This is a genomic window from Mesorhizobium tianshanense (genome assembly GCF_007830515.1).
Taxonomy (GTDB): Bacteria; Pseudomonadota; Alphaproteobacteria; order Rhizobiales; family Rhizobiaceae; genus Mesorhizobium; species Mesorhizobium tianshanense.
Genome location: NZ_VLKT01000009.1, coordinates 137,004 through 163,937, shown reverse-complemented (window position 1 = coordinate 163,937; position 26,934 = coordinate 137,004). Strand labels below are relative to the sequence as shown.

Here is a 26,934-nt window from a genome sequence, read left to right as displayed (position 1 = left end):
GACCGCGGGAGGGCAAAAAAGATGGCGATGACGGAGAATGACAGGGCCTCGCGCTTCCCGGATGCCGAGCTGAAAGCCCGTGCCGCGTGGCACTATTATGTCGAGGGGCTGACGCAGGAGAGGATTTCCGAAATCCTCGGCATTGGCCGCATCAAGGTGCATCGCATCCTTTCCGCGGCGCGCGAGGAGGGCGTCGTCCAGTTCCGCATTCGCGACAGTGTCGTCGAGTGCATGGTGCTGGAAGAGGCCCTGAAGCAGCGCTTCGGGCTCAGCCAGGCCGTCGTGGTGCCGTCGGCAGCCGACCGCAGCAACGCGCCGCTGATGATCGGCCATGCCGCGGGCGCCTATCTGGCCGACAATGTGAATGCCGGCGACGTCATCGCGCTAGGCTGGGGGCGGACGCTGAAATTCGCCATCAACGAATTGCCGCGGCGGCCGATCGCCAGGACGACGGTGGTCTCCATGCTGGGTGGCCTCACCCACGCCCAGCCGCTCAATCCGACCGAAAGCGCCTGGGAGTTTGCCGAAAAGATCGGTGCGGAGTGTTTTCTGTTGCCGGTGCCGGTCTATGCCGACAGGCCGGAACAGCGCGACGCCTTCATGAGCCAGCGCAGCGTTCAGGACGTCGTCTTCCGCGCGCGCCGCGCAAACATTGCCGTGCTCAGCGTCGGCTCGTTTTCAAACGACAGTCCGATCGCCAATTACGGCTTCATCAAGCCCAGCGAACTCGAGGAATTGCAGACGGCCGGAGCCGTTGGCGATATTTTATGTCATTTCATCGACGCCGAAGGCCGTCCGGTCGACCATGAGGTCAACCGCCGGGTCTGCGCCTACCCGCTGCAGGACCTGTCAGACATCCCGGCCATCATCCTGGTTTCGGGAGGGCAGGAAAAAGTTGCCATCATGCGGGCGGCGCTCGCCAACACCAAGATATCGGTTCTGATCACCGACGAGGATGCGGCCAAGGGTTTGCTTAGCCGCTGAGCCTGCTGGCACCGTTAGGAAAGGCGCCTCAAAATTCGCAGGGCTTGGGGCGGCTGTCATACGACCAGTCGGCGAGAGCCACGGGCGTGAATTTTCCTTCGATCGGTTGGCCGTCATCCAGTCCTTGCGAGGCGACGCCCTTGCCGGTGAGAAAGTTGATGTCACAACTCCCCACGGTGGTCTCGACGTCGCCGTCGGAGGTCTGGACGTTCCAGTCCTAGTTCCGGCTGTAGCCGGCGACCAGAAATTTGCCGCCGCGATGGACGATCATGAGGGTCTCCTCCCATGATTTGTTGGCTCCGCAGCCGAAGCAGGAGGTGACGGTCAGCGATCCCTTGGCCTTGCTTTCGAGCTCAAGAATTCGGCCCTCCGTAAGGGCCTTCTTGACGAACTAGGCTGGCGCGAGGGATCGAGCTTGCCGTCACCGGCTGCCAGATAGATGTAAAGGTCCGCTTTCTCGCTGTCGGGATCCTGCGCAATCACGGCCCGATCCATCTGGCCGTCATTGTCCATATCAAGCGTGATCTCGAACGGCGCCTCGGCTGCAAGCACGTTCTTCGCGAGCGCAGACATCAGGACTGTCGCAAAGGCGACGATCCAGGGCAGGGCTGCATGATGGAGCGCGTTCGTCATGAGCCTGCAGACCTTGCATTGGCCGGACAAGACGCAAAGTCGGCCGCACGGCGGTAGCGGGTCGGTTTGAAATCTACGAGTTGAGTTCCCCGATAGGCGTTGCATAGACGACGATCGCGTATCCATCTTGAAGTGCTGCCTTTGCTGCATTTCGCAAAACGTCATCGCCTATCGAAGAAACTTCAACTGCCAACTTCTTCGCGCCCCTCACTTCCGCGTGCTGCCAGCCGCACGTGATAAGGCGCTTCGGCGTTGAGGATAGCGCCGACTCCAAACTATTGGCGCTGGCAAAAACCAAAAGCGCGTGGCGTTCGCCATCAACGTATTGTTCGTGCCCGTCTGCGCACGCTATCAATTTCAGCACGTGAAGGCTCATTAGTCGGTCAGCCACTTTCCTGTACGGCCCGCGTACCATTGGTTTTTCGGCTCGATGGCATGTGAAAAGTTCACGCTTGGCAACCGCCCGCCTAACTTACGCCGAGGCATTGCTCAAGCGGGTGTGGATGTCGCGCGTCGCCTGATAGAGGTCGCGGTAGATCGCCTTGCGCGCGCGGTAATCGGAGACCAGCCCGTCGACCGGGTCGACATGCCTGGTGGGCGGCGCGGTCATCGCTTCGGCTGCCGTCTCGGGCGAGGCAAACCATCCTATCGCCGAAGCCGCCAGCATGGCGGCGCCGAGTGCCGCGGCTTCGTTGACCGGCGAGATGGAGAGCGGCCGCTCGAGCACGCTTGCCATGATGCGCATCAGCAGCGCCGAATTGGTACCGCCGCCGGCGGCGATCATCGCCGCCGGTTTGCCGCCGGCTTGAGTTTCCATTGCCTCACTGGCGATGGCTTGCTCGAAGGCGATGCCTTCCAATACCGCGCGGAAGAGATGCTCCGGTCGGTGGTCGAGGGACAGGCCGACAATGGCGCCGCGCGCAGCACCATCCCAATAGGGGCTCATGACGCCGGCCCAATAGGGCATGACGAGCAGGCCCTCGCTGCCAGCGGCAACGTTCACCGCCGCCTTCTCCAGCGCTGCGGCCGACGGCGAGCCGGTGGTGCGAACGATCCAGTCGACCAGCTGCATGCCCGAGCGCAGCACGGTCTCCAGCATGAACCCCAAGCCGGTAGGCGAGACCAGTGTTCGAAACGCGTCCGACGGTTTGACCTTGCCGGAGTAGCAGCCGCTGACAACGCCTGAGCCAAGCGAAAGATAGCTCTTGCCTTCGCCATGGACGCCCATGCCGAGGCCCATCGCCTGGCCGTCGCCGGCGCCGGCTACAATGGGCGTGCCGGCCTTCAGGCCGGTCAGCCGTGCCGCACTTTCGACAAGTCCGCCGCAGATCGCGCCCGGCGCGACCAATTCCGGCAACTGCTCCGGCCGCAGCCCCGCGGCCGCAACGAGCTCAGGATGCCAAGTGCCATTCTTGACGTCGAGCAGCCCGAGCGGATCCGCACTGGCCGTGCTGGTGACCAGACGTCCGGTCAGTCGGTGGACGAGGAAGCCATGCACGTCGACGAGTGCGGCTGCGTCGGCGAGCGCTTGCGGCTGGTGTTCGGCAAGCCAGCGAACAGCATAGAGTGCCGGCGTCGGGTCCGGCGGCTTGCCGCTCCAGTCGCGGATCGCCTCGCGGCCGAGTTCGGCCGACAGCCTGATGACTTGCGGGCGGGCGCGCTCGTCCAGCCACAGGATCGCCGGAATCAGCGGCTTGCCGGCGTGATCGATCAGCGTGAAGGTCTCGCGCTGGTGGGCGATGGAAATCGCCGCCACGCGCGAAGCGCCCACCGCCTCAGTGACTTGCTTCAGCGCGCCGAGCAGTGCGGTCCACCAGTCTTCGGCATCCTGCTCGAAATGGCCGGGCCTGGGATTTGAAAGCGGATAGGGCTCGCGCGCCTGGAACAGCTCCTCGCCGTCATGCGTGAAGGCAATTGCCTTCACGGCCGTCGTCGAGGCGTCGATCCCGATTACGACATCGTCCATCAGGCGGAAATCCGGCCGGTTCAGGCAGCGTTCGTAACGAACCGTCCGTCCGACTGGTCGAGACGACGGCGGATCTGGGTTATCACCATCGAATCGTCGGGTACACAATTTTCATAGGTGAGGAGGTCGCCTGATTTGACCGGCTTGACCACCTTGGCGCGTTCGGCGAGGCCGAGCGGCAGGGCGCCGCGGGCGCGCGCGTCCTCCCAGGTCATGGCGAAGCCGCGATAGTCGTTCTCGCCGATCATGCCGAGCGACCGGCCAAGGCCAAGGTCGCTCTTAGCGACCGCCACCGCCTCGGCGACCGGATGGTCGAGCGGTTCCATGTCGGCGCGCTTGTAGACCACGGCGCGCGCCGCCGACAGCGGCACTTCCAGGCTGGTCAAATGATAGGGGCGGAAGATCGTGAAATACGGGCCCTTGCCGACCTTGAGATCGATCATGCGCTCCAGCACGCGCGGATGCCGGGTCTCGATGATGCAGAACACCCCGGGCGCCACGCCCTTGCCAATCGAATAGTCGACCACGCCCTTGCGATGCAGCACGCCGCCATCCTCGCGCGGGCAAAGCACGCTGGCGAGTTCCTCCAGCGTCGCGGTCGGGCCGTGCATGCCCGGCACGTCCGGCACCAGGCCGGTGGCATTGGCGATCGCCACCATCTCGATCGCGGTCTTCGAGCCGTCGACGAATTCGACCAGCATGCGCGCATTCATGTTGCGCTCTGCCGCCTCCTTCTCGTAGTCGGCGGGCATGGCGTCGATCTTCAGCGGGTTGTTCTTGCCTTTGCCGGCGGCGATGATGTTGAAGCCGAGGCTCCTGGCAAAGCCGATGATCTCCAACGTGCAGGCGGGCTCGTCGCCGGCGGCACCCGTGTAGACGACGCCGGCCTTGCGCGCCTCCTCCTTGAGAAAGCGGCCGATCGTGATGTCGGCCTCGACGTTGAGCATGACGATGTGCTTGCCGTTCTTCATCACTTCGAGCGCGAACAGCGTGCCGATATTGGGATTGCCCGTGGCGTCGATGATGACGTCGATGCGGCCGGCCGCCGCCAGCGCATGCAGGTCCTCGGTCACCGCGATCTTGCCGGCCTCGATGGCGCGGTCGATGGCCGCTGCGTTGCCGGCCTGCATGATGTCCGAGCGGTCGTGGCCGGCGAGCAGCGCGGCGTCGATCGCCGCCTGCGGCCGGACCTCGGAAATGGCGCCGATCCGCATGCCCGGCATCAGTGCGACCTGGACGACGATGTCGGTGCCCATCTGCCCGGCGCCGGCAAGCCCGATGGTGATCGGCCCCTGCTTTTCAGCGCGTTGCAAAAGTTCCGCTGCAAATTGCGGATGGGCCATGTCGCTTCCTCCAGTTCCTGACGCGCCGCTGCGTCGAAGCCATCACTTTGAACATTCCTATTTCCAAATGAAAAATATTTCAACCCGACAATCGGCAATCCCGATCCAAATTGCGGATTTGGATGCGATCGTCCTGCACGCGGCAGTGGGTGGACGGTGCGCTCGCGAAGCAGCTGGCGAGCCAATCGAGAAGCGCACGAACTCTTGGCGAAAGCCGCCTGTTCCGTGGCATTGACGACGGCCGTGGCAGCTCGACCTGTGCCCTTTACAGGTTGGACCGCGATTTCTTAGTCAGCCAGCCTGAAGAAGCGGATCCACAGGCAGAGAAGGTTCTCAAGGAACTCTCCGCCGCCTGAGGAGGCACTTTTTGCCAACCGTTGGGACCGGAATTCTCGCGGCGCTCGTTGGGATCTGGAACAGCTTAGCGGCTGGTCTTCTTGCGCCATTCCGCATAGTCCGTCAGCGCCTTCTGCGTCGTCGGCGGGTAGAGGCCGATGATCGCGGCTCCGTCCAGGACCTGCTCGAGCACGAAATCCTCAAAGTTCTCCATACCGGTGCATTCCTCGGCGATATCGTCTGCCAGATGGGCCGGGATGACCATCACGCCGTCGCCGTCGCCGAGCATCACATCGCCCGGGAAGACGGGTGCATCGCCGCAGGAAATTGGCAGGTTCATGTCGAGCGCCTCGTGCAGAGTCAGATTAGTGGGCGCGGACGGGCGCTGGTGATAAGCGGGCATGTCGAGCCTGCCGATTCCTTCCGCATCCCGGAAGCCGCCATCCGAGACCACGCCCGCACAGCCGCGAACGGCAAGGCGGGTGACGAGGATGGAGCCGGCCGAGGCAGCGCGCGCATCCTTGCGGCTGTCCATCACCAGAACCCAGCCGGACGGGCAAGTTTCTACCGCAACGCGCTGCGGATGGTCGACGTTGCGAAAAACGGTGATTGGGTTGCGGTCCTCGCGCGCCGGAATGTAACGCAGCGTGAAGGCCTGACCGACCATGTTGATGCCCTTCCAGGCCACGGGCCGAACGTTCTGGATAAACTGGTTGCGAAGGCCCCTCTTGTAGAGCGCCGTCGCCACTGAGGCAGTGGACACCTTCATCAGCTTCGCGCGGGTTTCATCGGAAAGGACGTAGTCTGTCATCATCGGCCTCGCTTCGTTCATGTTGCCGGAGCCGCAGCCCAGGCGGGGGACAGCGGCGTTGTGTCAGTTGATCGCCGGTTCATCGACCACCCGGCCGAATTCGGTCCTGAGGAAATCGAAGTCGCAGCCCTTGTCCGCCTGTTCAATGTGCTTGGAGAACATGAACCCGTAGCCCCGCTCGTAACGTGGCGTGGGCGCTGTCCAGGCGTTGCGTCGGGCCGCAAGCTCCTCGTCGGAGACCAGCATGTTCAGGCTGCGGTCCGGAATGTCGAGCTCAACCATGTCGCCGGTCGCCAGAAGCGCCAGCGGACCGCCGACATAAGCCTCGGGGGAAACGTGCAGCACACAGGCCCCGAAAGAAGTGCCGGACATCCGCGCGTCCGAAATGCGCACCATGTCGCGCAGGCCGAGCTTCAGAAGCGCCTTGGGCATCGGGATCATGCCCCATTCCGGCATCCCCGGCCCGCCCTGCGGTCCTGCGTTGCGCAGCACCAGCACCGTGTCGGGCGTTATCGGGTAGTCCGGGTCGTCGATGATTTTCTTCAACTCGCCATAGCTGTCGGCCACCAGCGCGGGGCCCGAGTGGCGATGGAACTTCGGATCGCAGGCTGCGGGCTTGATCACCGCCCCGTCGGGCGCGAGGTTGCCCCTCAGCACTGCGAGTGAGCCTTCGTGATAGACCGGGTTGGACAGCGGCCGGATCACGTCTTCGTTCCAGATCTTGACCTGATCCAGACCCTCCGTCAGCGCTTTGCCGGTGACGGTGATGGCCGAGCTGTCGAGCTTGTCGCCCAGTTGCTTCATCAGCGCGCGCAGGCCGCCGGCGTAGTAGAAATCCTCCATCAGGTAGGACGTGCCCGAGGGACGGATGTTCGCGATGACCGGCGTGATGCGGCCGATCCGGTCGAGGTCGTCGAGCTCCAGCGGCACGCCGGCGCGGCGGCTCATCGCGATCAGGTGGATGATCGCGTTGGTCGAACACCCCGTCGCCATGGCGACCGTCACCGCATTGTTCACGGCGGCGGGGGTGACGACCTGGGTCGGCGTCAGATCCTCCCAGACCATGTCGACGATCCGGCGGCCGCACTGGGTGCTCATCCGCTGATGGCTCGCGTCGGCGGCGGGGATCGAGGAGGCGCCGGGCAGCGTCAGGCCCATCGCCTCGGCGATCGCCGTCATGGTCGAAGCCGTGCCCATCGTCATGCAGTGGCCGTAGGACCGGGCGATGCCGCCCTCGATGCCCTGCCATTCTTCCTTGCTGATCGTGCCCGCGCGGCGTTCGTCCCAGTATTTGAAGCCGTCGGTGCCCGAACCAAGATATTTGCCCGCGTAGTTGCCGCGCAGCATCGGCCCCGCGGGCAGGTAGATGAAGGGCAGTCCCATGCTGAGCGCGCCCATGACGAGGCCCGGCGTGGTCTTGTCGCAGCCGCCCATCAGCACGGCGCCGTCGATGGGGTGGCTGCGCAAAAGCTCCTCCGTCTCCATCGCCAGCAGGTTGCGGTAGAGCATGGTGGTGGGCTTCACGAAGTTCTCCGACAGCGACAACGCCGGAAGCTCCATCGGAAAGCCGCCCGCCTGCAGGACGCCGCGCTTCACCCATTCCACCCGGTCCTTGAAGTGCATGTGGCAGGGTTGGGCGTCGGACCAGGTGTTGATGACCGCGATGATCGGGCGGCCTTCCCAGTCGATAGGATCGTAGCCCATCTGCATGGTCCGTGAGCGATGCCCGAACGAACGCTGGTCGTCGGGCGTCATCCAGCGCGCGGAGCGCAGTTGATCGTAGGTCCTGCGGGTCATGATTCTATCCAGTGAAAGCGAAGGTAAACCAGATCAGCACGGCCGTGCCGACCACTCCCACGATTTCGGGCCAGTTGCCGAAGTCCGGCTCCATGGCCTCGTCCGCGGCGAACTCCGAAGGTGAGATGTCCTCGTCTCCCTTCATCAGGTCACGGGTGACGTCGTGCTCATCGGTCATGACGGTCTCCTCAGTTCAGGGATGTCGGGATAAAGAGGGCGATCTGCGGGAAGAACAGCACCAGCATCAGACCCAGTGCCTGGAGCGCGATGAAGGGAAGCACGGCGGCAAAGATATCCTGCAGACTGATCTCTTTGGGCGCGACCGACTTCAGGAAGAAGCAGGCCGGGCCAAAAGGCGGCGAGAGGTAGTAAATCTGGATGTTCATCGCGAAAAGCACGCCGAACCAGATCGGGTCGAAGCCCAGATCCACCACGACGGGGGCAAAAATCGGCACCGTGATGAACAGGATCGCGATCCATTCCAGGAAGGTGCCGAGCACCATCACGATCAGCATCATCACCACGATCACCCAGATCGGCGACACGTCGAGCGAGGTCAGCAATCCGCGCAGGAAGTCGCCGCCGCCGATGCGGTTGTAGATACCGATGAGCGCGACGGCGCCCAGCACGAGCCAGATGATCGAACCCACCGTCAGCACGGTCTGACGCATCGCGTCGCGCATCTTCATCCAGGAGAGTTCCCCGCGGATTGCGGCAATCACCACCGCGCCCACCGCGCCGACGGCCGCAGCCTCCGTGACGGTGGCAATCCCCGAATAGATCACGCCTAGCACCGCACCGATCAGGATTGCCGGAAGGATCACCCCTTTCAGGAAGGGCAATCGCTTTACGAAGGGTAGCCCTGTCTCGGGAATGTCGTAGATCGGGGCAAGCGCCGGATTGAGACGAACGCGCACCAGGATGTAGATGATGTAAAGCGACGCAAGCAGCAATCCGGGGCCGATCGAAGCGGCAAAAAGCTTGGTGATCGAAACCTGCGCGGCAAGACCATAGACGATCAGCACCACCGACGGTGGGATCAACGTGGCCAGTGCGCCGGCGGCACAGATGATGCCGATCGCGAGCTTCTTGTCGTAGCCGAGCCGGAGCATCTGCGGCAGTGCGATCAGGCCGAGCATCACGATCTCGCCGCCCATAATGCCTGACATGGCGGCCAGCACCACCGCGACAACACAGGTCTGGACGCCGACTGATCCGCGGAAACGCCCCCCCATGATCGCCATCGATTCGAACAGCGAATGCGCGATGCCGGATCGCTCCAGGATATTCGCCATGAAGACGAAGAACGGAACCGAGATCAGCTCATATTTGTGCAGCACCTCGGTGACGTTCGCTGAAACGATGAAGAAGCCGGCGCGCTCGCCGAAATAAAGGATCGCCGTGCCGAGCGAGACAAGAAGCGTGGTGATCCCCAGCGGGATACCGATCGCCATGAGCGCCAGCAGCGAAATGACGATCAACAGGGTGATGTATTCAATGCCCACCGGAGGTTCCCTTCTCGGTGCGCTGGAACCAGCGGGTGATGTTGGCGACAAGCTGCATCAGATGGAAGACGCAGCCCACGAGCAGCAGTACCTTCAGGTAGCTCGGCTGCAGGGAGTTCATCGCCGTGCCGGAATATTCGGGCCGGGCGATGACTTTCATTGCCGGCGCCCAGACCGCGCGCGCAAGGAAGAACACCGCGACGACGGCAGCCAGGAGCTGGACCAGACGAAAGAAGCGCCAGACGCGCGGACCGACGACGATCTCCAGCATGGTGATCGAAATGTGCCGGTTGCGCTCCGTCACGTAGCCGACGGCAAGCACCCAGGCAGTCGCACAAAGGGTCATGGAAAGCTCGGTCGACCACGTGGTCGGCCGATCAAAGCCATAGCGCATCGCGACCTCGAGCGCCGAGGCGATGATGCAGGCGAAGAACAGCATTGAGCAGCCATGCCCGACGAAGACGCTGAAGCGGTCCATGATCGAGGCATAGCGCGCAAGAAGATGTCTCATGATCCCTCCCGTGCGCTCGATGGTAACGCGCGGCCGCTTAGCGGCGGGCGATTGGTCGGTCTTTTCACCGCACCAGCAGGACGATCAGTTGAGCTGGTCACGCTGCGCCTTGTGTCTCGACATAAACCGCATAGAGCGAATGACTGCTCGCCATGTAGAGGCGGCTGCCTTTTGGTCCGCCAAAGGTCAAATTGGCGCAGCGCTCCGGCAGGTGGATGAAGCCGATCGGCTTGCCTTGCGGATTGAAGATCATCACGCCGTCGAGGTGTTCCGGGTTGCCCTTCAGCGTGTAGATCTTGCGCCCATCGACCTGGGAAGGTTCCGCATTGAGAGCGCCATTGCTGCCATAGCCGCACCAAAGGTTGCCGTCGCGGTCCACCTTGATTCCGTCGAGCGCTCCGAAATCAGCGGCGTCCACCACCTTCGTCTTGTTGGATGCCGCGCCGTCGGTTGAAATGTCATAGCTCCAGATGCTGCGATTGGGCGTACCCTTCCATTCCACCACATAGAGCTTCTTTTCATCCGGCGAGAAGGCGAGCCCGTTCGGATTGACGAGATCGGTGATGATGGCGGCAAGCTTGCCATCGGCACCGACGCGGTAGACATTCGTTGTTGCCTGATCTGGCTTCGCGGGCTCACCCTCATAGTTGCCGTTGATGCCAAAAAGCGGATCGGTGAACCAGATCGTTCCGTCCGACTTGACCACCACGTCGTTCGGCGCATTGAGCCGCTTGCCGTCGAACTGGTCGGCCAGGACCTTGATCGTGCCGTCCTTTTCCGTACGCACGACGCGGCGCGTCACCGAATGCTCGCAAGTGATCAAACGACCGTCTTTGTCGCGGGTGTTGCCATTGGCGAAATTGGCAGGAGAGCGGAAGACGGTGAAGCTGTTCTTCACCTCATCGTACTTCATTATACGGTTGTTAGGAATGTCGGAGACAAGAAGATAACGCCCCTCCGGGAAATAGACCGGCCCTTCCGCCCATCGCATCCCGGACGCGAGCTGTTCCACGCTGGATGCATAGATGCGATACTTGGCGAAGCTTGGGTCCAGGATCTCTATTGCAGGATCCGGATAGCGCAGGTTCGGCTTAAATGGGAGAGACTGCCCCCATGCTTTGCCGGCAGCGACGGCGACGAGCCCCGCGCTGCCGAGGGAAAGAATATCCCGGCGTGTCATTCCCATAGCCAGTTTCCTCCTCTGTTTCGACGATGCGAGAGAATCCCTGCTCACCGCTCGGAGATCTCCAGCGAAACAACACATACGGAAAGCCATTGCGTGGCCGCCTATGCTGCCTCTCCGGCCGCCAGGGGCGGCCGGAGAGGCAGCTCATTCAGTCCTTGAGGAGGCCGATTTTTTTCATGTAGGCCAGATTCGCATCCAGCGCTTCGCGGGCGAGCTCGCTCTTTTCTGCGAACTTGAGCCATTCCGCACGGGCCACCTCGCGCAGCTGGTCGCGGTCTTCCAGCGCCCAGTTGATGACCTCAATCTTTCCGCCTTTGGAATCTGCAGCAGCCTTCTCCTGGTCCTGCTCGTTCACGACCTTGGTCAGGTCCTCCATGGCTGCATACCACCAGTCCCTGAGCGCCTTCTGGTCTTCTGCCGAAAGTGCATCCCAGCGCTCGCGATTCATCGTGAACTGCATGAGCGGCATCGAATGAATGCCGGGGTAGAGGGGATAGGGAGCTACGTCGTGCAAACCGGTCGCGACGTTATTGACATAGGCGGAAGCATCGGCCGCATCGACGATCCCTTTTTCGAGCGCCCCGTAGACCTCCGAGAAGGGAATGGAAACCGGACTTGCGCCGGCGGAGGCGAAGATCGCGGAAGCCAGCCCCTCGGGCGCGCGGATCTTCTTGCCCTTCAGGTCCTCGAACGTCCGGATTGGAATGCGCGCAGGCAGGGATTCGCGGCTGTATGGGCCACAGGCAATCAGCTTCACCTCACCGTCGGTCACGCTGTCGAGGATCTTCTGCTGGATCTCCTCGCCACGATCATTCTTGCAGAATTCCAGCATCTGTGCCGGCGTGTCATAACCCGAGATAAGATCGGCCATGATCGCGAAGGCAGGCTCGATTCCAGAGAAATAGTTGACCGATGTGAAGTCGCCGTCGATCACCCCTGCAGCCACCGCATCGGGCGTTTCCTTCGCCGGAACCACCGAAGCGTTCGGCGTCAGCGTGATTTCGATCCTGCCGCCTGTCATCTCCGGAACCTTGGGCAGCCAGGTCTCGGTCAGATACTGCATTGAGAAGTCGCCGGCATTGAACGACGATTGAATCGAAAGTGGATCGGCGCGTGCGGTCGACGCGAAGGCGAGCGCGGTACAGCCGGCGAGAAGGGCGAGTTTGACGTTCATTCTGTCCTCCCATGGGAAATTATGGAGACCTCCATCTCCTTCTCAAATGCACTAATATATTAGTTTCACCGAGTCAACCGCTGCGCTATAGTGAATCCCACATCGAGGACGACCAGATGACATTGCTTTCCGCCCTGCCCGCTCAGCCGCTCAGTGGTGCGCTGAAACGGACGTCGACGTCGCATCAGCTCTACGACCTGTTGCGCGACCGGATCATCTCGCTGGAGCTGCGGCCGGGAATGCAGTTGTCGCGCAATGATCTCGCCGCGTTCTATGGTGTCAGCCAAACGCCGGTGCGCGACGCTCTGCAGATGCTGGAAAAGGAGGGATTGATCGCCGTCGTTCCGCAATCTCGCACCGAGGTGACTCGGATCGATCTCCATCAAGCGCGGGAGACCCAGTTCCTGCGCATGTCGCTCGAGCTTGAGGTCGTTCGATCATTGAGCACCGAGGCGGGCCGGAGCGTGGTCGCCCACGCCAGCCGTATCGTCCAATTGCAGGAAACGGCCCTCAAGATCGACGGGGATTTGGAGCGCTTCAGCCAGCTCGACCGACAGTTCCACCAAACGATGTTCGAGGCCGCCGGCGTGCCGGATTTATGGACGCTCATCCAATCCCGCTCAGGCCATATCGACAGGCTTCGAAAGCTCAACCTCATGGATCCGGGCAAAGGTGCAACGATTCTCACGGCGCATCACGAGATCCTCGATCGGATGAAGGCCTTCGATGCGCCGGGAGCCCAGGAAGCCGTCCGCCGGCATCTTTCGGGCACCCTCGCACAGGTCGATGAGATCCGACAGGCGCACAGCCAGTTCTTCTGAGCTCGCCCGCTGGCCGAAGTGCGAATCGGCTTTGCGAATTGACCATTGCTGAGACTGTGAATTGATGCGCTCGGCCTCGTGAACCGGCTCGGGATAGTGCCAGACAAGGTTTTCGTGGCGCTTGGTACTCGTCGTTAGGTCACGGTGATGCGGCGGATCTCCATCTTAGCCGCCGACCTCGAAGAAGGGCGCGCCGAGCAGGTCGGGAACGACATCGATACCGAGGCCGGGCCCGTCCGGGACGCCCATGTGGCTGCCCGAGACCGGCGGCATGTTCGATGCGGTGCGCACCGTCACCCATTCGTGGAAGGCGATGGCGTGCAGCCGGCGCTCCTCCGGCGTCGACAGCGACAGATGCGCCATGGCTGCGGTGTCGATCTCGGCGCCGCCGGTGTCCTCGACGGTGATCATGAAGCCCAGATCGACGGCAAGGTCGCGGATCTGGCGCGTCTTGGTCACGCCGCCGAGCCGCGAGATCTTCAGCGTCAGCCCGTCGGCCGCGCCCTTGCGGTGAATGTCGAGCATGTCGTCCAGCGAGGCAACGGATTCGTCGAGCACCATCGGCTTGTCGAGCGAGCGGCGCACCGACATGCATTCGTCGATTGTGGTGCAGGGCTGTTCGAACGTGTAGTCGACGGCACGCGTCGCATCCGCGAACTGGCGCGCCTGATAGGGCGTCCAGCCGGCATTGGCGTCGCAGAAGATGACGGTGCCCTTCGGCACCGAAGCGGCGACGGCGGTGACGCGCTCGATGTCGTCACGGACGTTGCCGCCGACCTTGACCTGCAGCCGGCGGAACCCGTCCTTGACGATGCGCCTGGCAATTGCCGCCATGGCGTCGACCGTGCCATGGGTGACGACCTTGTAGAGTTCCGCCGTCTCGCTCTCGCGTCCGCCGAGCAGCGTCACCAGCGGCACGTCAGCGGCGCGTGCCGCAAGATCCGAGCATGCCATGTCGAGTGCCGATTTGATGTAGGGATGGCCCTTGAACACCGTGTCCATCAGCCGGCCGATACTGGCCAGCCCGCGCGGCTCCTGACCAAGAAGATGCGGCGCGATTTCCACGACACCGGCGCGAACACCGGCCGCGAATGCCGGCGAGTAGAAATTGCCGAGCGGCGCCATCTCGCCCCAGCCGGTCAGCCCGCTGTCGGAGGTGATGGCAACGATCACCGCGTCGAAGGCGTCGGCGACACGCCCTTTGGACATGCGGTAGGGCCCATCCACGAAGGGCTGCACGACATGGTAGGCCTTGATGGTCTTGATCTTCACGTTCTCTGTCCGTTGTCTGTGATACCCCGACGAAGCCGGCAATTAGCGGCTTCTGTCGGCTCGCTTCTGTCGGCTCAGTCGCCTTCCGGCCGGTTGCGCGTCAGGCCGGCGCGATCGGCCCTGGCGCCCTTGGAGGTACGCTGTTCGAGGCTGCGCGCATAGGCAAGGAGTTCCTCGAAATCGAGCTCGATATGTTCGCGGGCGTGGCGCTGGGCGGCGCCCATGTCGCTGCCCTTCAACAGCCGCACATAGGTATCGTGGACGTCTTCGGCAGGCACCGGTTCGTTGCGCGCTCGCTGGTGCAGCGCGAAATACATCTGCAGCCGGCTGGTCAGCCGCTGCCATGTCTCCAGCAGCACCGAATTGTCGGCCCATTCATGGATCAGGCCATGCAATTGCAGCGCCGTTTCGATCTGCCGGGTGGTGTCGAGGTTCCGCGTCGCCTGCTTCACGGCCTCGTGGCGCCGGTCGAGCTCGTCGAAGAAGCGCTGGTCGCGAAGCGGCCACATCCGCTCGATGGCAAACTCGTCCAGCACCTTATTGAGCGAATAGGCGTCGTCGATGTCCTTGGCGGTCACGTCAATGACGAAGGTCCCGGCGTAGGGGATGCTGGTCAGGATGCCTTCCTGCACCAGTTCGCGCATCGCCTCGCGCAGCGGTGCGCGGCTCACCCGCATCTGCTCGGCGATCCTGAGTTCGTTGAGCTTCTGCCCCGGTTCCAGCTGGCCGGTCAGGATCGCGCGCCTGAGCAGCGCCACGATCTCGGCGCGCCTTGTCGTATCCGCGATCGGACTGAAATCCAGCTTGCCCATTCGGCCACTCCGCAAGGAACGGATCAAGACAAGCAGATTGTCGACAATCTAACAAGAGGTTTATTTTCTGGCGTCCAGTTTCCGGGCGGAATGTGGGTCCGCCTCAGGCAGCCCGGCCGTAGAAGCCGACCCGCTCCTCGTCGCTGAACGTCACGCCTGATTTCTCGTAGTAGGAAAACACCGCGATCATGCGTTCGCGCTCGCCTTCGACGGTGGTGACGCGATGCGCTGTGTTCTTGCCGCGGAAGACGTTGAGCGTGCCTGCCTTCATGCGCAGGATCCTTGCCTCGGGATCGCGCCCTTCGAGAAGCCTGGCGACGCCGTCGTAGTTGGGATTGTCTTCCGAGCGGAGGTCGGTGCGGTATTCGAGGTCGCCGCCGCGTTGCGCTGCCTGCAATAGAAGCGTCGTGGTGAATTCCGAGCGATCGAAATGCCAGTTCAGCGCCTCGCCGGCGCGATAGGCCATCACATTGGTGCGCGCCAGCGGGTCCTGCATGACGTGCAGCCGCGTCTTTCCCATCGCTGCCGCCAGGAAGCGCAGCAGCGGTTCGTACTCATAGATGGCGAGCACGAGGCTGCCAGGAATCTGGTCGGCGCAGACCGTATGGCTGATGGTCTCGACCTTGCGCAGGGCAGGGTGGTCCGGAGCGAGTTCCGGGATGTCAGGCTTGAAGTAGATGTTGTGCATCCGCTTGTGCATGTGCGAGCGGGTCGCCATGACGGGCTGGATTTCCCGCACCGCCCGTTCAGCCACGCCGGGCCGCAGAAAACCCTCGAGATTGAACATGCCGTCGGCTTCTAGCGCCGCAATCGAGGTCTCCACGAGGCGCTTCCATTCGGCGCTGCCTTCACGGTCGAGCGGGTATCGGTCCAGATCGAGAATGTCTTTCATCGTCTCATGCTCCCAGGTTCGAGCATAGAAGACGGCAAAAAAATCTTTCTCTCAACGCCTGAAAATTATTAGTCTTCCATAGGAAAAACTTATGGAAGGCGCGCATGGAACGGCTCCCTCCGCTGAACGCGATCAAGGCCTTCGAGGTCGCGGCGCGCGCCGGCAGCTTCACCTTGGCCGCCACCGAACTCGGCGTTTCGTCAGCGGCGGTCAGCCAGCAGGTCCGCAATCTCGAAACCTGGTTCGGCAAGCAGCTGTTCGTGCGCAGCGGCAACCGCATCGCGCTGACCGATGCCGGCCACGCAATCTATCCGCAGACGGCGCGTGCCCTGGGCGACATCGCCGCGATCGGGCGGCGCATGCTGGAAGGCGGCTTGAGAACGCGTCTCGTCGTCAGCGTGCCGTTTTCGCTGGCCGAATTGTGGTTGGCGCCCAGGCTGGCCGTTCTTCTCGATGCCTTCCCGCAAATGGCGATCGACGTTCGGGTCGAGGACGATCCGGTCGATGTCGTGCGCCAGAACATCGACTTGCGCATCTCCTACGGTGACTATCACTATCCGGCGCTCAGGATGGTCCGTCTCGTCCATGACGACGTCCTGCCGGTCTGCGCGCCGGACTTCTGGCAAAGATACGGCGATGGCGCGTCCAGCCTGGCGGAAGTGCACGAGAGCCTGTTCATCCACACCAACTGGGGTCCGAACTATGCCTCGCATCCGACATGGGCGGACTGGTTCACGGCGTCGGGCGGCAATCGCTCCCCCGACCCGTCGCACGGGCGCCGCGTCGGACTGTCGAGCCTGGCGATCGCCTCGGCCCGGCTGGGCCTCGGGATAGCCCTTGGCCAGAGAGTCATGGCCCGCGCCGATCTGGAGGCGGGCCGGCTGATCGCGCTGTCGTCGGTCTCGGTCCGGCTCGGCCAGCCCTATTGCGCCTTCATGCCTTCGGCAAAGGCCGAGCGTGCCGACATTGCCGAGCTCGTCGCGCTGCTCAGCAAAACGGCGCCCTTGGCGTGGGAGCCAAGGGCGCCACAGGACCGGATCTGATGGGGGTTATCAGCTTGCCGGTTTCTCTTGTGGCAGCGGCGAGACCGGCATTCCCGGGCCGATCTTCTGCAGGTTGCCGGTGATCACCTTGTCGCCTTCCGATACGCCGCTCGAGATAGCCACCAGGTCGCCATTGGTCGGCCCGAGCGAAACGATGCGCTGGTCGACGGTGTTGCCCTTTCCGACGACGTAGACGTACTTGCCGAGCTGGCTCGATCCCAACGCCGTCTGCGGCACCATCAGCGCATCGGGCTGCTGCTTGATGTGCAGCCTCACGCGAACATATTGGCCCGGCAGCAGTGTGAACTTGGCGTTGCCGATCGTCGCCCGTGCCGTGATGGTGCCGGTCGAATGATCGACCGTGTTGTCGATGAAGGTGAGCTGACCTCTCTGGCGCGGTTCCGTCTCGCCGGGAAGCAGGACGTCGACATCGATAGGCCCGGCCGCGCGGGCTTCCTCGATCTGCGCCAGATCCGTTTCGCTCGGATTGAAGGTGACATAGATCGGATCGAGCTGCACCAGCGTGTTGAGCACCGTGCCGGCGACGCTGACCAGCGTTCCGACCGAGGCCTGGTTGCGGCCGACGCGCCCGGCGAACGGCGCCCTGATTTCCGAATAACTCAGATTGAGCTCGGCGGTCCGTACAGCAGCCTGGTTCACGGCGAGCGAAGCCTGGGCCTCGCGCAAGGTGCTGGTGCGCTGGTCGAACGCATCCTTGGCGATGTATCCGCTCTTGGCGAGTTCGGTGCCGCGGCCAAGGCTGGAACGCGCATAGTCGAGCGTTGCTTCGTCGCGCTGGACCTGAGCCTTCGCCTGGTCAAGGGCAGCGTGGAAGTCCTCCGGAGCGATCTTGTAGAGAAGGTCGCCTTTTTGGACATCGCTGCCGTCGGGCGCGACCTGCTCCTGCAGATAACCCGGCACGCGCGCCTGCAGCGTGATGCTGCGGATAGGCTCGGTGCGGGCGGCATAATCGAGATAGATCGGGATCGTCTTCTTGACGACGCTCACCACCGGCACCGGCATGACAAACGCCGCGGGTTCGGGCGTCGCTGCCCCTGCCGTGCCGGCATTGAGGCCGAAATTGCCCATGTCGAGCAAGTGAACACTGGCCACCGAGATCGCCCCGACGGCAACAGCCGCTCCCAACGCGATTTTCCATTTACGCATGATCAATTCTCCAGTCCTATTCGGCCGCTTCGGCCAATCGCTCGAAAGCGGGTTCGGCAATGGGTTCAGTTGGTTCGGAAACGGGCTCGCTCTTGCTGCCGCGCTCGCGCAGTTGTTCGATGACCGCATAGAAGATCGGCACGAACACCAGCGACAGGATCGTCGCCGCGACCATGCCGCCAAACACGGTGGTGCCGATCGACTGGCGGCTTGCTGCACCGGCACCTGAGGACAACATCAGCGGCACCACGCCGAGGATGAACGCGAAGGCGGTCATCAGGATGGGCCGCAGCCGCAGACGCGCCGCTTCCATTGCAGCGTCGACGATGCTGAGGCCTTCCTCGCGCCGGCGCCGGGCAAACTCCACGATCAGAATGGCGTTCTTCGCCGCCAGCCCGATCAGCATGACGAAGCCGATCTGCGAATAGACGTCGATCTGCATGCCGCGCATCAACAAGGCGACAAAGGCACCGAACAGGGCAAGCGGCACCGCGAGCAGAACCATGAAGGGCATGGCCCAGCTCTCATATTGGGCGGCGAGAATTAGGAAGACGAACACCATGGCGAGACCGAAGACAATCGAGGCGATCGATCCAGCCTTGAGCTCCTGATAGGTGATCCCGGTCCACTCGTAGCCGAAATCCTTCGGCAGTGCGATGGCAGCGGCGCGCTCCATCGCCGCGACCGCCTGGCCCGAGGAGAAGCCGGGTGCGGCACCGCCATTGATCAGGGCCGACGCATTGTTGTTGTAATGCGGGACGGTTTCGGGACCCACGATGGGCACCAGCTTGCCGAGCGTGCTCAACGGCACCATGCCGCCGGAGGCATTGCGCACATAGAGCCGCGAAATGTCGGCAGCACCCGCGCGCGCATCCTTGTCGGCCTGGATCGTCACCCGGAAGGTGCGGCCAAACAGGTTGAAGTCGTTCACATAGAGCGAGCCGAGATAGATCTGCAGCGTGTTGAACACGTCAGGCAGGCTGAGGCCGAGCAGCTTCGCCTTGTTGCGGTCGAGGTCGTAGTTGAACTGCGGCGTCGAGGTCGAGAACGACGAGAACAATTGCTGCGGGCTGAGCTCGGGCTGCTTGCGTGCTTCGGCGAGCACTGCCTGCGTCGCATCGTTGAGCGCAACACTGCCGCGACCGGTCAGATCCTCAACCTGGAATTCGAAGCCGCCAGTCGTGCCGATGCCCGGGATCGAAGGCGGATCGAAGCTCAGCGCGAAGGCTTCGGGAAGTTCCATGAGCTTCGCGCGCACGTCGGCGACGAGCTTCGAGGCGCTCTGGTCGGGGCCGCGCTCGTCCCATGGCTTCAGGATGGCGAATTCCACCGCCGAGTTCGACTGGGCGGCATTGGTGAGGAAGTTCAACCCGCTGATCGAGCCGACGATATCGACGCCGGGCGTGTTCTGCAGGATGTCGCGTGCCTTGCGGGCGACCGCGTCGGTGCGTTCCAGCGACGCCCCATCCGGTAACTGTATGACCACGAAGAAATAGCCCTGATCCTCGACCGGAAGGAAGGTAGAGGGCAGGCGCTGCCAGACGAAATAGGTCGCGACAAGTCCGGCAGCGAACAGTCCGAGCATGATCCAGCGCAGGCGGATGAGGATGCGCACACCATTGGCATAGGCGTGCGACAGCCGTTCGAAGCCCGTGTTGAACCAGCGGAACAGCACGAACTGCGTTGCCGGGCGGTGGCGCAGGAAGGCGGCGCTGAGTGCCGGGGTGAGCGTCAGCGAGACGAAGGCGGAGATGCCGAAGGAGATCGCGACCGTCAGGGCAAACTGGTTGTAGAGCCTGCCGGAAACGCCGGGAATGAAGGCGACCGGCACGAACACGGCCATCAGCACGGCGGTCGTTGCGATAATCGGACCGGTGACCTCGGCCATCGCCGCGCGGGTGGCGGGCAGCGGTTCGAGGCCGGCCTCCAGCTGGCGCTCGACATTCTCGACGACGACGATCGCGTCGTCGACGACGAGGCCGATCGCCAGCACCATGCCGAGCAGGCTGAGCATGTTCAGCGAGAAGCCGAACATGTACATGACGACGAGCGTGGCCACCAGCGACACGGGAATCGCGATCGTCGGGATGATCGTGGTGCGCCAGCTCTGCAGGAAGATGAACACCACCGCGACGACCAGGACCAGCGCCTCGCCGAGCGTGACCAGCACGTCGTGCATCGACGCCGAAACGAAACGGGTCGTATCGTAATGCATGGCATAGCTGACGCCCTTCGGGAAGCGGGCCGACAGTTCCTGCATCTTGTCCTTGACGCGCTGCTGCAGATCGAGCGCGTTGGAACCCGGCATCTGGTAGACCGCCAGCACCACGGTCGGGTCCTCGCCGAAGAAAGCCGACGACGAATATTGCAGGGCGCCGAGTTCGATGCGCGCAACGTCGCGCAACCGCACCAGCGAACCGTTCGCGGCATCGGCGCGCACGACGATGTCGCCGAATTCCTTGGGGTCGCTCAGTCGGCCGACCGCGTTGACCTGCATTTCGAAAGCGGTGCCGGCGGGCGCCGGCGACTGCCCGATCTTGCCGGCCGCGACTTGGACATTCTGCTCGGCGATGGCGTTCTGGACATCGACGGCGGTGATGCCGAGATTGGCGAGCTTGTCGGGATCGAGCCATACGCGCATCGAATAGCGCCGTTCGCCGAAGATCTGCACGTCGCCGACGCCGGGCAGGCGCTTCAGCGGGTCCACGACCTGCAGGTAAGCGAGGTTGCTGAGCGCGACCGGATCGACGGAGCCGTCGGGCGAGGTGAGGTTGACGATCAGGACGAAATTCGGATTCTGCTTCTTGATCGTCACGCCGCCCTGGTTGACGATGGCCGGCAGCGATGACGCGGCCTGCGACACGCGGTTCTGGACGTCGACGGCGGCCGTGCTCAGGGAGTAGCCGACGTCGAAGGTGATGGTGATCGTCGACGAGCCGTCATTGGAACTCGACGACGACATATAGGTCATGCCTTCAACGCCGTTGATCTGCTGTTCGAGCGGCGTCGTGACGGTGTCGGCCACGACTTGCGCGCTGGCGCCCGGATAATGGGCGCTGACCACGACCTGAGGCGGCGTAATGTCGGGAAACTGCGAGACAGGCAGCAAGAAATAGCAGATCGCCCCGGCGAGCACCATGATGATGGCTATCGACGATGCGAAGATCGGTCGGTGGATGAAGAAATTCACCATGACACGTACCCCTCGCCCGATGCTCTCGTCGCGCCAAAGGCCTTGGCCACTCTGGACAGCCGCCGGCTGCGCTTCTGACCCGGGTCTTCCAGGAAACGAGGCTGCGCCTTGCGGCCGCGACCTTGCGCATCCGCCAGGCTACGCAGCATCGCCTCGAAGGAACGCGGGTCGACGCGGTCGGCCTTCATCAGCATCAGGATCATCGGATCCCTCACAACTTCGTCGATCGTCAAATCCTTGCGCTGCGACATCGGAGCGGCTCCTGGCTTGCGATTCGCATCGAAATGATCGCGAACCGTTTTTCGTTCTCACCGGCCGAAGCCGCATGACATGCAAATTTCTCGCCCATTCCGCTCCGGCAGGGCCTGACGGCGATGCCAATCGTTGACGGGAGGCGATATAGGTGTTACCAGTAAGTAACATTCTGGAAGTTACAGACCGGTAACACCCTAGTCAAGAGGTGTACCGAGGGATTTTTCAGGAAACCGGAAAAACAAGGAGGTTTCGATGGAAGACGGCACGGTGGAACGCATCCGCCCCCGGGATAGGATCCTGGAGACGGCGCGGGATATGTTTCACAAGCATGGCATCAAGGGCGTCGGCGTCGATGCCATTACCGAGGCCGCCGGCACCAACAAGATGACGCTCTACCGCCATTTCGAGTCCAAGGACGATCTGGTCATCGAGTGCCTGCGAGCGACCGCATGCAAGGCCGGTGCGATGTGGGACGCATTTGAGGCTGAGTACCCTGGCGACAAGCTCGCCCAACTGCACGCCTGGGTTCGCAAGGCCGCCGATATGCTCAATGCTGACAGTCGCGGCTGCGACATGGCCAATGCCGCCATCGAATTGAGCGAGACCGATCATCCGGCGAGGCGTGTAATCAAGGAACTCAAGGAGGCTCAGCGCGACCGCCTGGTGAATCTGTGCCGGGAGGCCGGCGTCGGCCAGGCGGAACTTCTCGCCGATACATTGTCGCTGTTGCTTGAAGGCGCTCGCGTCAGCCTTCAAAGCGTCGGAGCCGAAGGCCCCAGCGCGCAATTCGTCCGCATGGCGGAAGGCCTGATCACGTCCTTCAGGGGCGCTGCGGCCAGATAGATATCGCCTGGATGCACGGTGGCGACACGGCGCTGCCCATTAGCCCATCGCGCCACGGCGTTTTCCCACCGGTCATCCGATGAAACAAAAAAGCCCGCTGCCGGGAGGAGGTGGCAGCGGGCTTGATTTCGAATACGGCACGGGAGGAGGTGTACCGCACTCAGGGTCGGCATCGCATCTGGGAGGAGTAGATGGCCGACACCTACATAACTACCGGTTGCCCAATGATTCGGCAACTGCGAAAGATGCATAGCAGATGTGCAGATTTGCGGCATCAACCGAATCTTAACTATGGGGCAGATTGAACGTCGCCCTTGCGCGCCGTCACTGCACCGGGACGTTTTCCTTGAAGATCAGGCGCGGTTCGATGAATTTCCGCGTCAAATAGGGCGCCGAGGATGCGATCGAGCCAAGCAGGCGAATGACCGACTGCTCGGCGATCAGCCGCGCGTTCTGGTCGATGACGACATCGAGCAGGTCGTCGACGAGATAGCCGCGCGTCGCCCTTGTCAGGTCGTGGCAGATGAACACCGGCTTCCTTTGCGGCTTGGCTTCCAGCAGCGCTTTCGCCACGCCGGAGCGTCCGGCGCCGACGCAATAGATGCCGAGCAGCTCCGGCTCGTTGTGCAGCGCCTTCATCGTTGCCGTGTAGCTGATATCAGGCTCGTCGTTGATCTCGACGGCACTGGTGACGGTCAGGTTGGGGAACTCCTCGCTGAGCACGGAACGAAAGCCCATTTCGCGTTCCTCGTGCCCGCGATAGGAGCGTGAGCCGACGACCATTGCCAGATGGCCTGGGAGCCCGCCCAGGAAACGCCCCATCAAAAGGGCCGCGGTGCGCCCGGCCACGCGGTTGTCGATGCCGACATAGGCCGATCGCGGCGCGCCCGGAACATCCGACACCAGCGTGACCAGGCGGATGCCGGCCTCGACGATCTCGCGCAGGATGTTGCGCGTTCTCGGGTGGTCGACCGCGATGACACCGACGCCGTTTGCCTTGAGCGAGAGGTTTTCGACGGCCGCCTGCAACGCGCTCGGCGAGATGCCGGCGAGCTTGTGGATCCGGCAGGAGGCGACGAGCGGCAGGCGCGCCGAATAATCCTCGATATGATTTGCCAGATCCATCATGAAGGCGTTGGAGCCGATCGGCAGGAAGAACTCGAGATGCGCCGGCCGCGAGGGCAGCGTGACCTGATCCACGACCGGCAAATAGCCGAGCTGCTTGGCCGCCTCCATTACGCGCTGCCGGTTGGCCGCACTTGCGCCCGGCCGGTTGTTCAGCACCCGGTCGACCGTCGCGGTCGACAGCCCGCAGCTTCTGGCGATGTCCGCAACGGTGGCTTTCATTGTCACAGTCATAGGAGCGGATGCGATCCTGTGCCAGACATGCGGCCAACCGGCTTGCGCCCGCCGCTCAGCCCTGCGATTGCTTGCCCTGGACGATGGCCTCGTGGATCTCCTCGTCGGACATGCCGGTGATGATCCGTTCGACCTCGGCGACGCTGGTGTTCTTCGGGTCGATGTCGTCGGCAACCACCTTGCCGCGGCGCATGACGACGATGCGGTCGACCACCTGGAAGACGTGGTGGATGTTGTGGGCGATGAAGATGCAGGAATGGCCCGAATCGCGGGCGCTGCGCACGAAGCTCAGCACGCCCTGCGTCTCGGCGACGCCGAGATTGTTGGTCGGCTCATCGAGGATGATGAGGTCGCTGTCGAAATGCATGGCGCGCGCGATCGCCACCGCCTGCCGCTCGCCGCCCGAGAGTGAGCCGATCGGCGTGGTCGGCGGGATGTTCTTCGAGATGCCGACCTGTTTGAGCAGATCGCGGGCGACGACGTTCATCGCCTCCTGGTCCATCCGGTTGAGGAAACGCGGCGGCTTGATCGGCTCGCGTCCGAGGAACAGGTTGCGCGCGATCGACAATTGCGTGACCAGTGCCGAATCCTGGTAGATCGTCTCGATGCCGTGGGCTATGGCGTCGCTGGTGCTGCGAAAGTCCACCTTCTTGCCGCGGATGAAGATGTCGCCGCTGGTCAGCGGAACCGCGCCCGACAACACCTTGATCAGCGTCGATTTGCCGGCGCCATTGTCGCCGAGAAGACCGACGATCTCCCTTTCGTTGACATGGAAATTGGTGTCCACGAGCGCTTGCACGCGCCCGTAGGACTTGCGGATGTTCTTCATGCGGACAAGCGGTTCAGCCATGGTTCAAGTCCCCGTCTGATGCCGGCGTTCAAGCCAGGAGTGGAGCGCCATCATGCCGAGGATGATCGCGCCGATGAAGATGTTGTAGGCAAGCCCGGGCACGCCGATCAGCACGATTCCGTTGCGCATCACGCGCAGGATCAGGATGCCGAGTACGGTTCCGATGATGGTGCCGCGTCCGCCGGTCAGCGCCGTGCCGCCGATCACCACCATGGCGATGACTTCGAGCTCGTAGCCGGTGCCGCTGTTGGGGTTGGCCGCCGAGGTGCGCAGCGAACTGATGATGCCGGCCAGCGAAGCCATAACCGACGACAGGATGAACAGGCCGATCTTGACGCCGCTGACGTTGACGCCGCGCGCCCTTGCCGCGCTGGGGTTGCCGCCGGCCGCCTGGATCCAGTTGCCGGTCCGGCTTTGCGTCAGCACGTAGCCGAGTGCGATTGCGGCGGCGATGAACCAGAACAGCGACATGTAGATGCGGAACGGCCCGATGAAGAAATCGCCGACCAGCGCCTCGGCGAGCCAGCTGCCTTCGGCGCTCCAGGTCCGCTGCGGAAATCCGTTGGTGACGAACAGAGCGGTGCCGCGCACCACCAGCAGCATGCCGAGCGTCACCAGGAAGGACGGGATCTTGAGCCGCGTCACGAACCAGCCATTGACCAGCCCGATGAAGGCGGCAACCAGCAAGGCCAGGACGAAGCCGGCTTCCAGCGAGGTGAGGCCGCTGTTGAAGAGCGTCCACATCAAGACCGGCGAGAAGCCGAACAGCGATCCGACCGAGAGGTCGAATTCGCCCGATGTCATCAACAGCGTCATCGCCAGCGCAATCAGGCCGAGCTCGACCGTGAAGGCAAGTATGTTGCTGATGTTCTGCGGCGACAGGAAGTCGTGGTTTAATCCCCAGAACACGGCGAGCTCGGCGACAAGCAACACGAAAGGCCCGAATTCCGGCCTCGCGATCGAGCGTTGGATGATGGAGCGATTTTCCACGTTGACCCCGCGATAGGATGGAACTGGCCAGAACCCAGGGCCGCATCAAGCGGGATTCGAGGCTCGGCGGGATGATGGGGATGATCGCTGCGGCAGCGCCGCCGCAATCATCCCGATCGCGGTTTTATTTGCCGGACAAGATGTCGTCGTAGACCTGCGCGGTGTCCTTTTCGTAGAGCGCGCCGGTGATCACGTCGAAGCCGGGCGGAATGCCGCTGGCGGCCATATTGGCGAGCGAGAGCGCTACATAGCTGGTCGCCTGCGGATCCTGCCATTGCCCGGCATTGACGTAGCCGGTCAGCACCTCCTGGGTGGTGTCGAGCGAGTTGCCCCAGCCGACGACCGGAATTTCGCCTGGCTGAATGCCGGCCTGATCGAACACCCGCTTGATCGAGCCGGTCACCAGATCGCCAAGGCCGATGATCGCCTTGACCTTGGCCCTGTTGGCGGTGAGGTAGTCGACCATGCGGTTGATTGCTTCGGCCTGGTCGAGCGTGGCTTCGGTGATTTCATAGGTGATGCCGAGCGGCTCGAACACGCTCTTGATGCCCTCTTCTTCCTGGACGCCATAGGTGGCGCCGGGGATTTCGACCGGCATCCAGACGAAATCACCTTTCTTCACCAGGCCCTTGTCGACCAGATACTGCGCCCAGTTCTTGCCGAAGGTGACGTTGTCGCCGCCGACATAGGCGTTGAAGTCCGCCTTCGGGTCGGGCGTGTTGAAGTTGATGATCGGGATGTTTGCCGCCCGTGCCTCCTTGACGATCTCGATAAGGCTGCCCGGGTCGGGGCTGGTGGTGGTAATGCCGTCGGCCTTTGCGGCGATGGCCGCGCGGACAGCTTCCTGCTGGGACGCCACGTCGCCATTGTGGAACGAGGTGTTGACGGTGTTGCCGGTGTCCGCCGCCCACTGCTTGGCGCCGGCGAGGAAGTAGGTCCAGACCGGATCGGCCGGACCGCCATGCGAAATCCAGTAGAAGGTCTTGGCCTGCGCTGCCGCCGGAATGGCCAGCGCCACGATCAGGCCGAATACAAATAGTCGTAGCCTTGTCAGCATTTGATTTCCTCCCATTTGAAAAAACTCCTCCACCTCCGACGACGATCACGGCAAACCCGATCGTATTTCTTGCCAGCGCCGATCTGGACGGACCAGAGCATCCGCTTTTTCGACGTAAGGCAAGCCTCCATTTG

Annotated in this window: 26 protein-coding genes; 5 read left to right on the top strand and 21 right to left on the bottom strand. The window is 62.9% G+C overall.

Going from position 1 to position 26,934, the window contains the following annotated elements:
* The first annotated feature begins 27 nt into the window (after window positions 1-27).
* Window positions 28-984: a sugar-binding transcriptional regulator gene (locus IQ26_RS09530; protein WP_240547041.1), complete on the top strand. Its 957-nt coding sequence runs from the start codon at window positions 28-30 to the stop codon at window positions 982-984.
* 324 nt (window positions 985-1,308) lie between these two features.
* On the opposite strand, the gene IQ26_RS09525 is transcribed toward IQ26_RS09530, so the two are convergent.
* The 4 genes from IQ26_RS09525 to IQ26_RS09510 all read right to left on the bottom strand — a co-directional run bounded on the left by IQ26_RS09525 (window position 1,309) and on the right by IQ26_RS09510 (window position 4,926).
* A complete protein-coding gene (locus IQ26_RS09525; RefSeq protein ID WP_145716189.1) occupies window positions 1,309-1,617 on the bottom strand; it encodes a hypothetical protein in 309 nt (102 codons plus the stop codon).
* Window positions 1,618-1,690: 73 nt separating this feature from the next.
* Entirely contained in the window at window positions 1,691-1,981 is a 291-nt protein-coding gene (locus IQ26_RS09520; protein ID WP_145716187.1) for a hypothetical protein, read from the bottom strand.
* Window positions 1,982-2,089: 108 nt separating this feature from the next.
* Window positions 2,090-3,583, bottom strand: coding sequence for a xylulokinase (locus tag IQ26_RS09515; protein ID WP_145716184.1), 1,494 nt, complete (start codon window positions 3,581-3,583; stop codon window positions 2,090-2,092).
* Between the two features lie 20 nt (window positions 3,584-3,603).
* The gene (locus IQ26_RS09510) at window positions 3,604-4,926 is read right to left on the bottom strand and encodes an NAD(P)H-dependent oxidoreductase (RefSeq protein WP_145716182.1); all 1,323 of its coding nucleotides are present in this window, start codon (window positions 4,924-4,926) and stop codon (window positions 3,604-3,606) included.
* Between the two features lie 149 nt (window positions 4,927-5,075).
* Here IQ26_RS09510 and IQ26_RS09505 point away from each other — a divergent pair, with 149 nt between their 5' ends.
* Window positions 5,076-5,282, top strand: a complete 207-nt coding sequence (locus IQ26_RS09505; RefSeq protein WP_145716180.1) for a hypothetical protein — start codon at window positions 5,076-5,078, stop codon at window positions 5,280-5,282.
* A gap of 65 nt (window positions 5,283-5,347) precedes the next feature.
* On the opposite strand, the gene IQ26_RS09500 is transcribed toward IQ26_RS09505, so the two are convergent.
* The 7 genes from IQ26_RS09500 to dctP all read right to left on the bottom strand — a co-directional run bounded on the left by IQ26_RS09500 (window position 5,348) and on the right by dctP (window position 12,246).
* Window positions 5,348-6,073 (bottom strand): ribonuclease activity regulator RraA, encoded by a 726-nt coding sequence (locus IQ26_RS09500; RefSeq protein ID WP_145716178.1) that lies wholly within the window; start codon window positions 6,071-6,073, stop codon window positions 5,348-5,350.
* A 63-nt stretch (window positions 6,074-6,136) separates the two neighbouring features.
* A complete protein-coding gene (gene araD, locus IQ26_RS09495) occupies window positions 6,137-7,873 on the bottom strand; it encodes an L-arabinonate dehydratase (RefSeq protein WP_145716176.1) in 1,737 nt (578 codons plus the stop codon).
* 1 nt (window position 7,874) lies between these two features.
* Entirely contained in the window at window positions 7,875-8,048 is a 174-nt protein-coding gene (locus IQ26_RS39675; RefSeq protein WP_167522676.1) for a hypothetical protein, read from the bottom strand.
* A gap of 10 nt (window positions 8,049-8,058) precedes the next feature.
* On the bottom strand, window positions 8,059-9,375 hold the full coding sequence (locus IQ26_RS09490; RefSeq protein ID WP_145716174.1) for a TRAP transporter large permease: 1,317 nt from the start codon (window positions 9,373-9,375) through the stop codon (window positions 8,059-8,061).
* Window positions 9,365-9,886, bottom strand: coding sequence for a TRAP transporter small permease subunit (locus IQ26_RS09485; protein ID WP_145716172.1), 522 nt, complete (start codon window positions 9,884-9,886; stop codon window positions 9,365-9,367). Before IQ26_RS09485 ends, IQ26_RS09490 begins: the two co-directional genes overlap by 11 nt.
* Before the next feature lie 97 nt (window positions 9,887-9,983).
* Window positions 9,984-11,072 carry an SMP-30/gluconolactonase/LRE family protein gene (locus tag IQ26_RS09480; RefSeq protein WP_145716170.1) on the bottom strand — a complete coding sequence of 363 codons (1,089 nt, stop codon included), beginning with the start codon at window positions 11,070-11,072 and terminating at the stop codon, window positions 9,984-9,986.
* 148 nt (window positions 11,073-11,220) lie between these two features.
* Window positions 11,221-12,246, bottom strand: coding sequence for a TRAP transporter substrate-binding protein DctP (dctP, locus tag IQ26_RS09475; RefSeq protein ID WP_145716168.1), 1,026 nt, complete (start codon window positions 12,244-12,246; stop codon window positions 11,221-11,223).
* A 116-nt stretch (window positions 12,247-12,362) separates the two neighbouring features.
* On the opposite strand from dctP, the gene IQ26_RS09470 reads away from it, so the two are divergent.
* Window positions 12,363-13,067 carry a GntR family transcriptional regulator gene (locus tag IQ26_RS09470; RefSeq protein WP_145716166.1) on the top strand — a complete coding sequence of 235 codons (705 nt, stop codon included), beginning with the start codon at window positions 12,363-12,365 and terminating at the stop codon, window positions 13,065-13,067.
* A gap of 165 nt (window positions 13,068-13,232) precedes the next feature.
* On the opposite strand, the gene IQ26_RS09460 is transcribed toward IQ26_RS09470, so the two are convergent.
* From IQ26_RS09460 to IQ26_RS09450, 3 genes are all read right to left on the bottom strand, one after another.
* Window positions 13,233-14,339 (bottom strand): mandelate racemase/muconate lactonizing enzyme family protein, encoded by a 1,107-nt coding sequence (locus tag IQ26_RS09460; protein WP_145716164.1) that lies wholly within the window; start codon window positions 14,337-14,339, stop codon window positions 13,233-13,235.
* A gap of 74 nt (window positions 14,340-14,413) precedes the next feature.
* Window positions 14,414-15,151: a GntR family transcriptional regulator gene (locus IQ26_RS09455; RefSeq protein WP_145716162.1), complete on the bottom strand. Its 738-nt coding sequence runs from the start codon at window positions 15,149-15,151 to the stop codon at window positions 14,414-14,416.
* Window positions 15,152-15,254: 103 nt separating this feature from the next.
* Window positions 15,255-16,043 (bottom strand): HalD/BesD family halogenase, encoded by a 789-nt coding sequence (locus IQ26_RS09450; RefSeq protein WP_145716160.1) that lies wholly within the window; start codon window positions 16,041-16,043, stop codon window positions 15,255-15,257.
* A 104-nt stretch (window positions 16,044-16,147) separates the two neighbouring features.
* On the opposite strand from IQ26_RS09450, the gene IQ26_RS09445 reads away from it, so the two are divergent.
* Window positions 16,148-17,086, top strand: a complete 939-nt coding sequence (locus IQ26_RS09445; RefSeq protein ID WP_145716158.1) for a LysR substrate-binding domain-containing protein — start codon at window positions 16,148-16,150, stop codon at window positions 17,084-17,086.
* A 9-nt stretch (window positions 17,087-17,095) separates the two neighbouring features.
* Here IQ26_RS09445 and IQ26_RS09440 read toward each other — a convergent pair whose 3' ends face one another.
* The 3 genes from IQ26_RS09440 to IQ26_RS09430 are packed head-to-tail and all read right to left on the bottom strand — an operon-like array spanning window position 17,096 to window position 21,697.
* Window positions 17,096-18,253, bottom strand: coding sequence for an efflux RND transporter periplasmic adaptor subunit (locus tag IQ26_RS09440; RefSeq protein ID WP_145716156.1), 1,158 nt, complete (start codon window positions 18,251-18,253; stop codon window positions 17,096-17,098).
* A 16-nt stretch (window positions 18,254-18,269) separates the two neighbouring features.
* Entirely contained in the window at window positions 18,270-21,446 is a 3,177-nt protein-coding gene (locus IQ26_RS09435; RefSeq protein ID WP_145716154.1) for an efflux RND transporter permease subunit, read from the bottom strand.
* A complete protein-coding gene (locus tag IQ26_RS09430; protein ID WP_145716141.1) occupies window positions 21,440-21,697 on the bottom strand; it encodes a hypothetical protein in 258 nt (85 codons plus the stop codon). The genes IQ26_RS09435 and IQ26_RS09430 overlap by 7 nt, the downstream gene beginning before the upstream one ends.
* Before the next feature lie 256 nt (window positions 21,698-21,953).
* On the opposite strand from IQ26_RS09430, the gene IQ26_RS09425 reads away from it, so the two are divergent.
* Window positions 21,954-22,544 (top strand): TetR/AcrR family transcriptional regulator, encoded by a 591-nt coding sequence (locus tag IQ26_RS09425; RefSeq protein ID WP_145716139.1) that lies wholly within the window; start codon window positions 21,954-21,956, stop codon window positions 22,542-22,544.
* A gap of 324 nt (window positions 22,545-22,868) precedes the next feature.
* Here IQ26_RS09425 and IQ26_RS09420 read toward each other — a convergent pair whose 3' ends face one another.
* From IQ26_RS09420 to IQ26_RS09405, 4 genes are all read right to left on the bottom strand, one after another.
* Window positions 22,869-23,891, bottom strand: coding sequence for a LacI family DNA-binding transcriptional regulator (locus IQ26_RS09420; protein ID WP_145716137.1), 1,023 nt, complete (start codon window positions 23,889-23,891; stop codon window positions 22,869-22,871).
* 67 nt (window positions 23,892-23,958) lie between these two features.
* Window positions 23,959-24,753, bottom strand: a complete 795-nt coding sequence (locus IQ26_RS09415; protein ID WP_145716135.1) for an ATP-binding cassette domain-containing protein — start codon at window positions 24,751-24,753, stop codon at window positions 23,959-23,961.
* A 3-nt stretch (window positions 24,754-24,756) separates the two neighbouring features.
* Window positions 24,757-25,743, bottom strand: a complete 987-nt coding sequence (locus tag IQ26_RS09410) for an ABC transporter permease (protein ID WP_145716133.1) — start codon at window positions 25,741-25,743, stop codon at window positions 24,757-24,759.
* A 124-nt stretch (window positions 25,744-25,867) separates the two neighbouring features.
* The gene (locus IQ26_RS09405) at window positions 25,868-26,800 is read right to left on the bottom strand and encodes a substrate-binding domain-containing protein (protein ID WP_145716131.1); all 933 of its coding nucleotides are present in this window, start codon (window positions 26,798-26,800) and stop codon (window positions 25,868-25,870) included.
* Window positions 26,801-26,934 lie beyond the last annotated feature (134 nt).